This is a genomic window from Empedobacter sp. 225-1 (assembly GCF_030328185.1).
Classification (GTDB): Bacteria; Bacteroidota; Bacteroidia; order Flavobacteriales; family Weeksellaceae; genus Empedobacter; species Empedobacter stercoris.
Genome location: NZ_JACALO010000052.1, coordinates 1 through 15100 on the forward strand (window position 1 = coordinate 1; position 15100 = coordinate 15100).

Sequence of the window (15100 nt, forward strand, 5' to 3'; positions counted from 1 at the left end):
ACAAATACGAATATATGTACTGTTTAAAATAAAATTTTATTGGTCTAATCCTGTATCATTTTTTCAGGACGTTACATTTTAATCAATAGGTTAAACTATTTTATATTTTTCTTTGTAACCTTCAAACGCTTGCATTAGGTTTTCTTCAATTACTTTAGGCATTCTTCTTGTCGCTTCAAACTCGTTTGAAGAAAGTGATTTGAATTTTGAAAGGGTCGGAATTATTTCAATTGAATTTATTAACATTTCAATTTCGATTTCATATTGACGATAAGCAACCGAATGAAAAGTATCATTTTCATAAACCGGAATATGCTGTTGTTCAATCAAAAAACCTGCATCTGCTTCTGTATCGACAAAGTGGGTAGTTACACCAATTTCTACACCTTTTGTAATTGCCCATTTTAGTGAATCTAAACCTCTTGTCAAAGGTAAAAAACCTGGATGTGTATTGATGATTTTATGATTTTCGACCAATTCATCTGGTAATAAACCTGCACCAGCTATGATGACAAAGTTAGCTTCAAAATCATTTAATTGGCGATTTAAGGTATCAGCAGTTGTTAAATCAAATTCGTATCCGAAATTTTTGCAAAATTCAATTGGATCTACCTGTATAGCCTTACTTGGACGATGTTGGTAAATGGGTTTGAAGGGATTTTCGCGTTGTACAAATGGTAGTGCAAATACTTTTATATTTTGATAACCTTTTGCTTTCAGGCCAGTTAAAACATCTTGCGTTTTACGATGAGGCGTGTTATAAGAAATTATCGCAATTTTTGGTTGAGAAATCATTTATTTAATTAAATATTTTTTGTGATAATCCACAACGTTGTCAATCGGTTTTCTAATGATATGTCCTACAGTTAAGTGAAATTCAGCAGCAACAGAACGTATAACATCTTCGTATATGTGAGCGATAGAACCAATAAAATTTAATTCGGAATGACGTGCTTCTTCATAAGGCATAATTTGATATTCAATAAAAGAAGACATTGCATCATAAATAATTTTCTGAATAAATGGGTCATTTTTATGCTCAACCACAAATTTATTGAAGGAAGCTAAATAGGTATTTGCAAATTTGTTTTGATATACATTTTTATTTAGTTCCTCTACAGATAATTTGTAATAATCATCAAACGCTTTAGCCAAATGTGGTGGCATTTTTTTTGTATAGAAAGCGCGTAATACTCGTTTACCTAAGTCATTTCCAGAACCTTCGTCTCCTAAGATGTAAGCCAAAGATTTTGTTTCTTCACGTAAAGTTGTTCCATCAAAATAACATGAATTAGATCCTGTTCCTAAGATACAAACCATTGCAGGTTTTCCCATGTACGTAGCATAACAAGCAGCTAATAAATCATGGTCAACAACCAGTTCTGCATTAGGGAAGAAATTATTTAATCCGTTTTTTACGACTTCGTACATCGCTTCACTCGAAGTTCCAGCTCCGTAAAAAAAGACTTTCGTAAACTCATTTGCAACATGTGCAAAATCTTCATTTTTTTGTAATTCAGCAGTAATATCTTCAGCTGTTACAAAATATGGGTTAAATCCGATTGTATTTGTTCTAAACACTTCATTCAGGCTACTATCTAAAATCACCCAATCTGTTTTAGTAGAACCGCTATCCGCTATTGCAATCATTTTTTAGTTTTGATATAATTGAGGATTGCTAAAGTAACATTCTTTTAACAATAGACATAAAAAAACGCTCGAAATTTCGAGCGTTTCTAAAATTATTTTAATGTTCGTGATCGTGATCTTCACCTACAACGATTTCGAGAAAGGATTGTGTTTGATTTCCGGCGCGATCAATTAAGAATAATCCTAAGTGATAATGCCCTTCTGTAATTCCTTCTGCAGGAATATTTACTTGATGACTTAATGTGTGCTCGGTTTTTCCTGCCGGAATAGCCTCTTCCGCATCATACGTCCAATTAACATTTGCTGTTCTATGTTCATGTTCGTCTTCCGCAGAATGAATTTCGATTTTTACAGCTCCTAATTCTATATTATCTTTCAAAATTGCATCAATTGTAAAGGTTTCCCCTAAATGAAATTCATCATGATCTATTGGAGCAATCAAATTAATTTCTGGTTTTGTTGTATCTAATGAAGAGTCATCTGATGAACAAGACGTAACGAATAATGCGACGATTGAAACGAATATGTATTTTAAAATTGTGTTTTTCATTGTTTTATTTTTTTGATTTGAATAGTTATTTTAAGATTTTAGTTGATTTATTTATAAACAAAATCTTGAGGTGGTCCTCGTGTAAAATGATATTCAATTGTAGAAATTTCAATTTTTTCTACTTGTTCAAAACTTTCTTTTTTGTAAAATTCTTCGTTAAGTTTTACTTCAACTTTAGGATCATCATGAGTATCAATAAAAATTGTATAAAATATAAAATGATTACACTGATGATGAATAATTTCTTTCTTTTGATTCGAAACTTCTGGCGAATGATCGATTAAAGAAAAATGTAATTGATTAAAAATCGGTATCGAAAAAAGAATAATACTAAAGAAAAGTCCAAAAAATGGATGTCTCTTTTTCATGTATAAACTATTTTCCGAACGGAATTTCTACCATAATTTGTATATTTCTTGCTTGTTCTGGTAACTGTAAAGCGCGATAAAAACTAGTGTGATTGTAATAATTTTTATTGAATAAATTAGAAACTTGAACACTTAAATTTGCATGAAAATTATTGAATTTAAGTTTCGTTTTTCCTCCAATGCCAACAAAAAAATAACTTGGAGTAAGATCTTCGTTTTGTGCAATTTTATCTTGCTTAAAGGTATATTTTCCATTTACAAAAAAGCTCAACTCATCTAAAAATCCGATATTTTGATTGACTTTATAATTAACTTGTCCAAACACATTATTCGCAGGCGTAAAAGGAAGATAATTTCCTAACTTGTTATTCTCAGTAATTTGTCGGTTATACAAATATTCGTAGACAACATTTGCATCAAAGTTTTCGTTGATTTTTTTACGAACTTCAAATTCAAAACCAGTTAATAAAGCTTTGCTTTGCGTATATTGATAAATTTGTCCGCCATGAGGAAGTATAGAAAATTGTCCCAAAGGTTTCAAGAAAATGTAATTACTGAAATAATATAAATAAGGACTTACCGATATATCCCAATCGTTTTTATGAAAAACGGATTTAAAGTCGAATGCAATTCCTTTTTCAACATCCAAATTGTCATCACCGCGCTCGTGTCTAAAACTTCCGTGATGAATTCCATTAGAACCTAATTCGATAGCTGTTGGTAAACGGAAATTTGTTCCAATATTTAAATTGAAATCCCATTGTTGATTAGGTTGAAAAGTTGCACCAATCATTCCATTCAAATTGCTAAAATTACGATCGATGGACTTACTACGATTGGCATAATAATCTGCTATGCCTGTTGAGTTTCCTTTTTCGATTAAATAATTGTATAAAAATTCATCAAAATAGCCTTCAGATTTAAAAGTAGAATAATCATAACGTAAACCAGCAGTTACTTTCCACGTATTTCCTTTTTTGAATTCTTCAATCAGAAATCCACTAAAAATGTTTCGATCATATTTAGGCAATAAATAATTATATCCACTAATATTATTTACCTGAATTTGCGCTTGAGCACCAATTATCGTCTTGAAATTTTTACTGTGATTATGTTCAAATTTTAATTGAGAATCGTAAGTAGAAAGATTAAAATCTAATTCTAAATTCGGATTTAATAAAGGAGCTGGTTGATTTGCGTAATGTGTATGAAAAGCACTTACTTCTTGTCGACGATTATTTTGGTAGCTACCCAGAAATTTCAGAACATCTTTCGAGTTTAAGCGGAATTCATTTTCAGAAATTACTTTGAAATGATTTACTTTTTGATAAGGAAATTCGATATTTCGGTTATTTCCATCATCTTTTAAGCGATCAATAGATGGAATTCCGTGCGAACCAGGGAAAAACCCAATCTTTTGGTTAACATTAGAAACAGTTAAAATCGAGCGAAATTTTTCGCCAATATAACCAGTTTGTATTTCTGAATTAAAATCTTGTCCAGCCGTATTTTTTACTCGTTTGTTGTAAATTGGTAAATACCGATTGAGGTAATAAATGCGATCTGTTGTTGTTTTGTAATCGGCATAATCTGAATAAGAACCTTTTATTTTGTAGAAAAAATGATTTCCACGAGATTTTAAATTAAATCCAATTCCAATATTATCATTAATCGATTGATACAATGCTTTTGTTTCTCCAGAAAGCGAATGTTTTGCGGGTAAATTATTGTTATTTATTTTGATAACTCCTGCAATAGCTTCATTTCCGTACTCCAATGCAGCAGGTCCTTTTATGACTTCAATATCTTCAATATTTAGCGCATCAATCTCTAAACCATGATCGGCTCCCCATTGTTGACCTTCTTGTTTAACTCCATTTTCAGCAACAATTAATCGGTTGAAACCAAGTCCTCGTATGATTGGTTTTGACGCTGAAGACCCAATTCCAGAAGCGTTAATTCCAGCCATATTTTCTAATGATTTGGCTAAAGATCCTGCATAGTTTTCTTGAATATAGGATTGATCGACACGTTGAATATTTGCAGTCGAAAAATCGTGATGATGTCCCAAAACAGTTACTTCATCTAAATTGTATGCTTTGTGAAATGTAAGGGTAAAGACAATTTTTTGATTTTTATCAAATGTGATGTTTTGCGAAAAAGGTTCGTAACCTTGTTCATCAATTTGCACTTGGTATTGCCCTTGATTTAAATTTTCTATTTTGAATTTTCCTTCAGCATTTGCATGATATTCATCGTTGTTAATATATAAGGTTGCGAAAGGAATTGGTTGTTGGTTTTTATCAATAATTTGACCTTCGAAAATATTTTGCGCAAACACAGATCCGCACAAAAATGTAGCTACAATACTACATTGTATGTTGATTGACATAAATACAATAATTTAATAACGTTAAAAAAATAAGGATGGTTTTTTACTGAAATTAAATTATATAGGGTGGTGCTCGAAGGCTTTTTTGAGTAAGTAATACTGTTTGTTTTACACGAGTTGTGTAAAGTGTTTTATCTTTTTGAATGAATGATATCGACCATTGAAATAATTCGATTTCTGAATCATTTTCGATAAAATGCTGATTGAAATGACAGACTGTACAGCTGTGATCGTGTACGTTAGAGAATTGCTCTTTTAATTCTTTGTGCTCTTCATTATAAGCGTGTTCCAATATATGCGCAGATTGATACACTGTCATAAACAGTGAAATCATTAGCATGGTATATTGGATAATTTTTTTCATTTCTCTTGCAAAAATACTATTTTATTTCATTTCTCTCAATTCTTTTAAGTTTTGTTGAAGTTTTCTTAAAAATAGAAAATAAATAATTCCATAATAAATAGTCCCTATAATTACGATAAATGTAACAGCTGTTATGATAGCAATCCATCCGTAAAGAGAGGCGTTATCTGTAAGAGGTTGAATGTCATTTACATGTTTTGCTAAATAAATAGATTGACCTAATTCGTAATAAAACGGTGCAGAGGAAACAATCAAACTCAAAACGGTAAAAAGAATAAATAAATTGACTAATCGACGGAAAGAGATGATGTTTTTCATTAAATCAACAACAGATTGATTTAGATTTATTTTCTTGTAGTAACGATAAGCCATGACCAAAAATCCGAATGTAATGACTATACTAAAAACTGATGCAATTTCATAATTGGTAATCGTTTTCTCTTCAACTAATGATTTGACATCATTATTAAAAAAATTTTTCCCCGAAATTAAGACATAAGCATTGTAAACAAGAAAAAGGATGAATTCACAAAACGTGAAAATAAACAACCATTTTATTGTTGTTGATGATTTCTTTTTTAACATTTGAAAAATTTGATTTTGATCAAATTTTTCTTCTTCCTTGATGGAACCCCAAATTGATTTTAAGTCATCTAACTCCATTATTGTTCCATTTTAGACATTATTTCTTTTAATTTAATCTTCACACGATTCATTTTTACACGCGCATTCACTTCTGAAATTCCTAAAGTTTCGGCAATATCTTTATAAGGTAAATCTTCTAAAAAGAGGAGAACTAAAGCTCTTTCTACATCATTTAATAGACGAATAGCAGCATACAATAGGGTGATGCGTTCTTCTAAGAATTCGTCTTTTTCTTCTGACTTTAAATGAATAAAATGCGTTTCGTTTAGGTCAGTTTCGTTTGATTTTGATTTCTTTCTAATTAAAGTAATAGCGGTATTCAAACTAACCCGATACATCCATGTGCTAAATTTAGAATCGCCTTTAAATGAATCGTATGAACGCCATAATTGCAAAACAATTTCTTGAAATAAATCGTCATGAGAGTCTTTGTCGTCTGTATAAATACGACAAACCTTGTGGATTATTCCTTGATTTTTCTCGATTAATTCAGTGAAAATTTTTGCTTTATTGTCCAAACTATTGCTTTGTTGACTCTATATGTAGTATAAAAAATTGAAATGTTACAACCAAAAATAAAAAATCCTCTTATATTGCTATAAGAGGATTAACCTAACTAACTTAAACCTATGAAAAGTTGTTCTACTTTTCTATTGCAAGTATAGAGAATAATTATTGATTACACAATATTTTTTTTAATTGTTAAAAATTTGCTAAATAACTAAGAATGATTCTAAACTAACGATTATGTTAATGAAATGATATATTTCATTGTGATTAGAGTAGAGGGATGATTAAATTTGTAGAAATATCTAAAAAATTAAACGAATTGCTTTATGGCAAATGAATCATTACTAAAATCGTCGATTGGTAGGAAGTTCGCGATGGCGCTTTCAGCGTTATTTTTGATCGTGTTCTTGTTACAGCATTTCGTGATTAATGCGTTATCTGTAATTAATCCGAATGGGTTCAATGAAGTTTCGGCTTTCATGAGTAACAACCCTTTTATTCAGTACTTAATGCAACCTATCTTATTAATTGGTGTAGTTTACCACTTTGTAATGGGGTTTGTATTAGAGGCTCAAAACAAAAAAGCTCGTGGACCAGTTGCTTATCAAAAGTATAATGGTGCTGCAAATGCAACTTGGATGTCAAGAAATATGATTATTTCTGGATCTGTAATCTTAGTTTTCTTATTATTACACTTGTATGATTTTTGGGTTCCAACAATCATGGATCACTACATTACTCCAAATCCAGAGTTTGCGCAAGGAAATTACTTTATGGATCATTTAGGTCACGTATTCTCATTAGAAGGTGCTTTAGGGTTTGTAAGATTAGTAATTTACATTGTTGCTTTTGTATTTTTATCATTACACTTACAACATGGTTTTGCTTCTGCATTCCAATCTATTGGTGCAAAACATAGCAAATATACGCCTGTAATTGTAGCTTTCGGGAAATGGTATTCTATTTTAATTCCAGCTGGTTTCATTATCATCGCTGTTTACCATTTTTTTGTTAAATAATTAAATAATATCAAGAATGAGTATATTAGATTCTAAATCTCCACAAGGAGATATCGCAAAACAATGGAGCGAACACAAAGCTCACTTAAACTTAGTGGCTCCAAATAACCGTGATAAAATTGATGTTATTGTAGTTGGTACAGGTTTAGCTGGAGGTTCTGCTGCTGCTACTTTAGCAGAGTTAGGATACAAAGTGAAAGCCTTTTGTTATCAAGATTCTCCACGTCGTGCTCACTCTATTGCTGCACAAGGAGGGATCAATGCTGCTAAAAACTATAAAGGAGATAACGACTCTATCTACCGTTTATTTTACGATACAATCAAAGGAGGTGATTACCGTGCTCGTGAGTCTAACGTTTATCGTTTAGCAGAGGTTTCAGGTAATATCATCGACCAATGTGTAATGCAAGGGGTACCTTTTGCACGTGATTACGGTGGTTTATTAGATAATCGTTCTTTTGGTGGGGTACAAGTATCTCGTACTTTCTATGCGAAAGGTCAAACAGGACAACAATTATTATTAGGTGCTTATTCAGCAATGAATCAGCAAATTCACTTAGGGCACATCCAAATGTATAATCGTCACGAAATGTTAGACATTGTACTTGTAGATGGAAAAGCTCGTGGTATTATTGCTCGTAATTTAATTACTGGTGAAATCGAAAGACATTCTGCACACGCAGTAGTTATTGCAACTGGTGGATATGGAAACGTATATTTCTTGTCTTCTAATGCAATGGGGTCTAACGTAACTTCTGCTTGGAAAATTCATAAAAAAGGTGCTTTGTTTGCTAACCCATGTTATGTACAAATTCACCCTACTTGTATTCCAATTCACGGTACAAATCAATCAAAATTAACGTTGATGTCTGAATCTTTACGTAACTCTGGTCGTATCTGGGTTCCTAAAAAGAAAGAAGACGCTGAGGCGATTCGTGCTGGTAAGAAGAAAGCAGTCGATATCAAAGAAGAAGATAGAGATTACTATTTAGAAAGACGTTATCCTGCATTCGGTAACTTAGTTCCTCGTGACGTTGCGTCTCGTGCTGCTAAAGAGCGTTGTGATGCTGGTTACGGTATTGAAGCAAACGAAACAGGAGAAGGAGTTTACTTAGATTTTACAGATGAAATTAAGAAAAAAGGTCGTGAAGTTGCATTTGCAAACGGTGATCAAAATCCATCAGATGCTGAAATTGAAAAATTAGGTAAAAAATGGATTGAAGAGAAATATGGTAACTTATTCCAAATGTATTATAAAATTACAGATGAGAATCCATATGAGAATCCAATGCGTATCTATCCTGCAATTCACTATACAATGGGTGGTGTTTGGGTTGATTACAACTTACAATCAACAATCCCTGGATGTTTCGTAGTTGGAGAGGCTAACTTCTCTGATCACGGAGCTAACCGTTTAGGAGCTTCTGCCTTAATGCAAGGTTTAGCAGATGGTTATTTCGTTTTACCTTACACTATAGCAGATTATTTATCAGCTGATATTCGTACAGGGAAAATCCCAACAGATACACCTGAATTTGATGAAGCAGAGAAAGCTGTAAAAGATCAAATTCAACACTTCTTAAACAATAAAGGAACTAAGACAGTAGATAGTTTCCATAAACGTTTAGGAATCATTATGTGGAACAAAGTAGGTATGGCACGTAATGCAGAAGGTTTAAAAGAAGCGATTGCTGAAATTGCTGCTTTACGTGAAGAATTCTACCGTGACGTGAAAGTGCCTGGTGAGGCTAACGAAATGAATACTGAGTTAGAAAAAGCAGGACGTGTAGCTGACTTCCTTGAATTAGGACAGTTAATGGCTATAGACGCACTTAACCGTAACGAATCGTGTGGTGGACACTTCCGTGAAGAGTATCAAACAGAAGAAGGAGAGGCTATGCGTGATGATGAAAACTATGCTTATGTTGCTGCTTGGGAATACAAAGGAAGCGACATTAACGCAGAGGTTTTACACAAAGAAGAGTTGAATTACAAATATATCGAGCTTAAAACTCGTAGTTATAAATAATAAAATCATTTTGCTTGATAGTTTACGATCAAGCAAAATGTCAAAATATCATATAGAATTATGGCATCATCAAAAACAATCAGCATCACGCTGAAAATTTGGCGTCAAAAAAACGCTAATGCTCAAGGAAAAATGGAAACATATTCCTTAAAAGATGTTTCTACAGATTCTTCTTTCTTAGAAATGCTTGATTTATTAAACGAGCAATTAGTAGAGGAAGGAAAAGAGCCAGTTGCTTTCGACCACGATTGTCGTGAAGGTATTTGTGGTATGTGTTCTTTATTCATTAACGGTGAAGCACACGGACCAGATAGAGGTGTTACAACTTGTCAATTACACATGCGTAAGTTCAAAGATGGTGAAACGATATACATCGAACCATGGAGATCTGCTGCATTCCCAGTAATCAAAGATTTAATTGTAGACCGTACATCTTTTGATCGTATTCAACAAGCTGGAGGTTACATTTCTATTAACACATCAGGACGTACAGTAGACGCAAACAATATTCCTGTAAACAAAATGAATGCAGATGAAGCGTTTGACGCTGCAACATGTATTGGTTGTGGAGCATGTGTTGCAACTTGTAAAAATGGATCAGCAATGTTATTCGTAGGAGCAAAAGTTTCTCAATTCGCATTGTTACCTCAAGGACAAGTAGAAGCTGCTCGTCGTGCTCAGAAAATGGTTGCTCAGATGGACTTAGAAGGCTTTGGTAACTGTACAAATACAGGTGCTTGTGAAGTTGAATGTCCTAAAGGAATTTCTTTAGATAACATCGCACGTATGAACCGTGAGTATTTATCTGCTAAAATTGTATCACAAGAATAATACATTCGGATATATATTTATAAAAGAGAGGCTTATGTCTCTCTTTTTTTGTGCTTTAAAAAAGCATAAAAAAAGGATTTCAGTTGCTTGAAATCCTTCCCAATGTCAAATTCTTTCCTCTGAATAAGTCCATTGTAACTTGTCCTTTCTAAATGATTATAAAAAAAGAATTTTATAAATAGAACAAATATCTATTTTTAATAATAAATGATATACACTCATATATGACTAATAATAAAGTCTTATATAAACTATGAGCTGAAATCAATTAAAAAGAACGTCTGGTTTAAAAAGGATTTCAATTGCTTGAAATCCTTCCCGAAATTTTTGATAATGATTTGAATTAACTTCCACCTTTAAATGGAAATTCTCTGTCGGCTTAAAAATTTCGTTATTTTCATGGGAAAAACAATTATTGATTTTAATGTTCTGTTTTAAAACAACTCAAGTATTCTAAAGTCCTGAACGAATAATTATTAATTCCTTGATGTAAAATTAATGACAAAAATCATGTTCAGCAAATTATTTTGCATTAATTTTAAAAGTTTAACACATCAATAATGGATAAGATAAATAAAAATCCAGCACATTATGTGCTGGATTTTAAGCTTAAGACGACTAAAATATAGTGTTCTGAGATTATTTAATGTTCTTAAAACTTCTATTGATAAAATTTGTTAATTCTTTACCTTTTAACAATCCTTGTGATAATTTTGCTAAATCTAATGCTTGATTAATCAATGCATCTTTTTCTTCCTTCGATTCTTTTGCTAAAATTTCTGTTGCTAATTCTGAGTTTGCATTTACGACAACATTATACATTTCTGGAAAATTACCCATTCCAAACATTCCTGCACCACCAGAAGCTTGCATATCTTTCATTCTGCGCATAAATTCTGATTGTGTAATGATGAATGGTGCATCTGTTCCAGATAAATCTTCTAATTGAATGGTGTATGATTTGTTGTTGATAGACGCTGTGATATCCGTTTTCAATTTTTCTTTGTCTTCATCCGATAATTTAGAAATTTTTACTTCATCTTTTTCAATCAAATTATTGATATGATCTGCATCAACGCGAACAAAAGTTACATTTTCTTTTGTTGATTCTAATTTCTGAATCAAATGAGAAGAAATAGGAGAGTCTAATAAAATAATTTCGTAACCTTTCTCTTTTGCAATTTGAATGTATTGATCTTGCCCATCAACATCAGAAGAATAAAGTACAACTAATTTTCCATCTTTGTTGGTTTGATTATCTTTTATCGAAGCATTCAATTCTTCCCATGTAAAGTATTTACCATCTACAGTTGGATATAATGCAAATTTGTCAGATTTTTCGAAGAATTTATCTTCCGAAATCATTCCATATTCAATCACAACTTTAATGTCGTTCCATTTTTGTTCATAATCTTCACGATTCTGATTCATTAATGAAGACATTTTATCTGCTACTTTTTTCGTGATATGTGCCGAAATTTTCTTCACAGCACCGTCTGCTTGTAAGTAAGAACGAGAAACATTCAACGGGATGTCTGGAGAATCTATCACACCACGTAATAGCATCAAGAAATCAGGAACAATTCCTTTTACTTCATCTGTTACAAACACTTGATTTTGGTATAACTGAATACGATCTTTATCGATATTAATGTTGTTTCCTAATTTAGGGAAGAATAAAATTCCAGTTAAATTAAACGGATAATCAACATTTAAGTGAATGTGAAACAATGGCTCTTCGAATTGCATTGGATACAATTCTCTGTAGAAATTTTGGTAATCTTCGTCTGACAGTTCAGATGGCGTTTTAGTCCAAGCTGGATTTGTATTATTGATGATATCATCTACTTCGATTTCTTCTGGTTTTGCATCTTCTGCAGCACCTTCTGGTAAAGGAAGTGTTTCTTTTTTTGTTCCAAATTTGATTGGAATTGGCATGAATTTATTGTACTTTGTCAATAATTCACGGATTTTCCATTCATCTAAAAATTCTTTCGAATCTTCAGCAATATGTAAAATAATTTCTGTTCCACGCTCTGTTTTATCCGAATTTTCTAATGTAAATTCAGGCGATCCATCACATGTCCAATGCACTGCGGGTTCATCTTTGTACGATTTTGTGATAATTTCTACTTTATCAGCAACCATAAACGCAGAATAGAAACCTAAACCAAAATGTCCAATAATTCCATCCGCATCTTTATGTTGATTGATAAATTCTTCAGCACCAGAAAACGCCACTTGATTGATGTATTTTTCCACTTCATCAGCTGTCATTCCAAGTCCTTGATCAATAATGTGTAAAGTGTTATCTTCTTTATTGATTTTTACTTCAATTTTTGGATTTCCGTATTCTACTTTTGCATCACCAATACTTGTTAAGTGTTTTAACTTCAATGTTGCATCAGAAGCATTCGAAATTAACTCACGCAAAAATATTTCGTGATCACTGTATAAAAACTTCTTAATTAATGGAAAAATATTCTCTACCGAAACATTAATACTTCCTTTATTCATCGTTATTGTATTTTTTATTTTTAATAATTAGTTTTTCTTGCAAATTGTCTGAATCATCAGATTTGTTGATTGGTTTTTAAATTTCAAAAGACATTCCAAAGGAAAGGTTTATGACATTTTGTCTTAAAATAGATCTTGTAAAATGCTGATATTTGCTTAATTTTCGGTTAAAATTTAGAAAGATGAAATTCGGAAAAGTAGAAAATCCAGAATTGGTTGATTTTACATTGCCAAAAACACCAAAAGAAACAATTGACTTATTAAATAAAATTGATAAAACTGATGATTTTGAGGTCTATGTAGGCTGTGCAAAATGGAATAAACAAGATTTGAAGAATTTTTATCCGCCTAAAACAAAAGATGAATTAACTTATTATTCAACGCAATTTAATAGTATTGAACTGAACGCAACTTATTATCGTTCTCCAACTAAAGAAGTTGTAGAAACTTGGACAAATAAAACGCCGAATGATTTCAAATTCTTTCCGAAAATTCCGCAAAGTATAAGTCATTATGGAAGATTGCAAAATGTGACGGATAAATTGAATCAATATTTGGACGCTGTTGCGTTGTTTGAAGAAAAGTTAGGCATGATTTTCTTGCAAATGCACGAAAACTTTGCACCAAAAGATTTTGATAAACTTCAAAATTTCATTGAAAACTTTCCGAAAGGTTATCCGTTAGCGGTTGAACTCCGTCATGAAGAGTGGTTTTCGAACGAAGAAAATTTTAATCGATTAGTAACATTATTAGAAGAACATAATATTTCGAATATTATTGTTGATACAGCGGGTAGGCGAGATATGGTGCATATGCGACTGACTTCCTCAGAAGCTTTTGTGCGTTTTGTTGGAGCTAATATTCCGTCCGATTATGAGCGTTTAGATGAATGGATTGAAACAATTAAACTTTGGAAAGCCGAAGGATTAGAAAAATTATATTTCTTTATTCATCAAAATTTGGAACTTGAATCTCCAATGTTAGCTAAATATTTCATCAAGAAATTAAACAATGATTTAGATTTGGATATTCGTGGACCACAAGATGAATTGACGTTGTTTTGATCGAAAAATTATTGTAGAATAAGCGCATTTTATAAATTGTTTCCATTAATTTTGTAGGACAAATAAAATCAAAAGATTCTTCTTATTTATGAAACAATTCACTTCGGTTTATGATGTAGCAAACATCGACGAATTACTAAAAACAGCCTTAGAAATTAAAGCAAATCCTTTTGCTCAACAAGAAGTTGGAAAAAACAAAACAGTTGGTTTAATATTTTTTAATCCAAGTTTACGAACTCGTTTAAGCTCAATTAAAGCAGCATATAATTTAGGTGCAAATGCTTGGGTTTTGAATGCAGGAGCAGATTCTTGGACGTTAGAAATGGCAGATGGAGCTGTGATGAACGGAGATTCACAAGAACATATTAAGGAAGCAATTCAGGTAATGAGTGCATATTGTGATGTTTTGGGAGTTCGTACATTCCCAAAATTAGTAGATCGTGACGAAGATTATAACGAAATCATGTTTAATAAAGTAAAAGAATTGTCTTCTGTGCCAGTTGTTTCTTTGGAAAGTGCAACGTTACATCCATTGCAATCTTTTGCAGATTTAATTACAATTGCAGAAAAAACAGGTTATACACCAGGAACTCAATCTGCAAAAAAAGTAAAAGTAGTGATGACTTGGGCACCACATCCACGTCGTTTACCACAAGCTGTTCCAAATTCTTTTGCACAATGGTTTTCTAAAGTAGATTGGGTTGATTTTACAATTGTTCAACCAAAAGGTTTAGAATTAGATCCGAAATTCACAGAAGGAGCGACAATTGCTTATGATCAAGATGAAGCATTAAAAGATGCTGATTTTGTTTATGCAAAAAACTGGTCATCTTATGAGAATTATGGTCAAGCAAATGGAGGAGATAAAGATTGGGAAATTACGATGGACAAAATGAGTTTGACGAACAACGGTAAGTTCATGCATTGTTTGCCAGTTCGTCGTAATGTTGTTGTTTCTGATGAAGTATTAGATTCTGATCATTCTATTGTGATTGATGAAGCAACAAACCGTATTTATTCGGCTCAAACTGTATTTCACGAGATTTTGAAAAATAATTAGATTATTTTTTTTTATAAATTAAGCTGTAAATCGTCAGCAAAAAGTGGACATCTAAGACCTAAAATTTAAGGTAGTGTTTTAAAAATCATTAACTTTAATTA

At 32.0% G+C, this 15100-nt stretch carries 14 protein-coding genes; 5 read left to right on the forward strand and 9 right to left on the reverse strand.

Annotation, left to right across the window (positions count from 1 at the left end; genetic code table 11):
* Positions 1-90: 90 nt before the first annotated feature.
* The 8 genes from HX088_RS12700 to HX088_RS12735 form a co-directional block, all read right to left on the reverse strand.
* Positions 91-795 (reverse strand): formyltransferase family protein, encoded by a 705-nt coding sequence (locus HX088_RS12700; protein WP_171622212.1) that lies wholly within the window; start codon positions 793-795, stop codon positions 91-93.
* Complete coding sequence (locus HX088_RS12705) at positions 796-1650, reverse strand: ATPase (RefSeq protein WP_286484339.1); 855 nt, start codon at positions 1648-1650, stop codon at positions 796-798.
* Positions 1651-1747: 97 nt separating this feature from the next.
* The gene (locus HX088_RS12710; protein WP_286484340.1) at positions 1748-2200 is read right to left on the reverse strand and encodes a DUF4625 domain-containing protein; all 453 of its coding nucleotides are present in this window, start codon (positions 2198-2200) and stop codon (positions 1748-1750) included.
* Positions 2201-2247: 47 nt separating this feature from the next.
* Positions 2248-2568, reverse strand: a complete 321-nt coding sequence (locus HX088_RS12715) for a hypothetical protein (protein ID WP_286484341.1) — start codon at positions 2566-2568, stop codon at positions 2248-2250.
* Positions 2569-2575: 7 nt separating this feature from the next.
* Positions 2576-4960 (reverse strand): TonB-dependent receptor, encoded by a 2385-nt coding sequence (locus HX088_RS12720; RefSeq protein WP_286484342.1) that lies wholly within the window; start codon positions 4958-4960, stop codon positions 2576-2578.
* 52 nt (positions 4961-5012) lie between these two features.
* Positions 5013-5324, reverse strand: a complete 312-nt coding sequence (locus tag HX088_RS12725) for a hypothetical protein (protein ID WP_286484344.1) — start codon at positions 5322-5324, stop codon at positions 5013-5015.
* 21 nt (positions 5325-5345) lie between these two features.
* The gene (locus tag HX088_RS12730; RefSeq protein ID WP_260542746.1) at positions 5346-5987 is read right to left on the reverse strand and encodes a DUF8845 family protein; all 642 of its coding nucleotides are present in this window, start codon (positions 5985-5987) and stop codon (positions 5346-5348) included.
* On the reverse strand, positions 5987-6487 hold the full coding sequence (locus HX088_RS12735; RefSeq protein WP_171622205.1) for an RNA polymerase sigma factor: 501 nt from the start codon (positions 6485-6487) through the stop codon (positions 5987-5989). Before HX088_RS12735 ends, HX088_RS12730 begins: the two co-directional genes overlap by 1 nt.
* Before the next feature lie 318 nt (positions 6488-6805).
* Here HX088_RS12735 and HX088_RS12740 point away from each other — a divergent pair, with 318 nt between their 5' ends.
* From HX088_RS12740 to HX088_RS12750, 3 genes are read left to right on the forward strand one after another with little or no spacing between them, the layout of a single operon-like run.
* Positions 6806-7498, forward strand: coding sequence for a succinate dehydrogenase cytochrome b subunit (locus HX088_RS12740; protein ID WP_225539515.1), 693 nt, complete (start codon positions 6806-6808; stop codon positions 7496-7498).
* Between the two features lie 16 nt (positions 7499-7514).
* Positions 7515-9527 (forward strand): fumarate reductase/succinate dehydrogenase flavoprotein subunit, encoded by a 2013-nt coding sequence (locus tag HX088_RS12745; protein ID WP_225539516.1) that lies wholly within the window; start codon positions 7515-7517, stop codon positions 9525-9527.
* Positions 9528-9587: 60 nt separating this feature from the next.
* The gene (locus tag HX088_RS12750; protein ID WP_171622202.1) at positions 9588-10358 is read left to right on the forward strand and encodes a succinate dehydrogenase/fumarate reductase iron-sulfur subunit; all 771 of its coding nucleotides are present in this window, start codon (positions 9588-9590) and stop codon (positions 10356-10358) included.
* Positions 10359-10997: 639 nt separating this feature from the next.
* On the opposite strand, the gene htpG is transcribed toward HX088_RS12750, so the two are convergent.
* Complete coding sequence (gene htpG / locus HX088_RS12755; protein WP_171622201.1) at positions 10998-12875, reverse strand: molecular chaperone HtpG; 1878 nt, start codon at positions 12873-12875, stop codon at positions 10998-11000.
* A gap of 182 nt (positions 12876-13057) precedes the next feature.
* Between htpG and HX088_RS12760 the strand changes: the two genes are divergently transcribed.
* Positions 13058-13939, forward strand: a complete 882-nt coding sequence (locus HX088_RS12760; RefSeq protein ID WP_225539518.1) for a DUF72 domain-containing protein — start codon at positions 13058-13060, stop codon at positions 13937-13939.
* Positions 13940-14027: 88 nt separating this feature from the next.
* Complete coding sequence (locus HX088_RS12765) at positions 14028-14999, forward strand: N-acetylornithine carbamoyltransferase (protein WP_188319928.1); 972 nt, start codon at positions 14028-14030, stop codon at positions 14997-14999.
* Positions 15000-15100 lie beyond the last annotated feature (101 nt).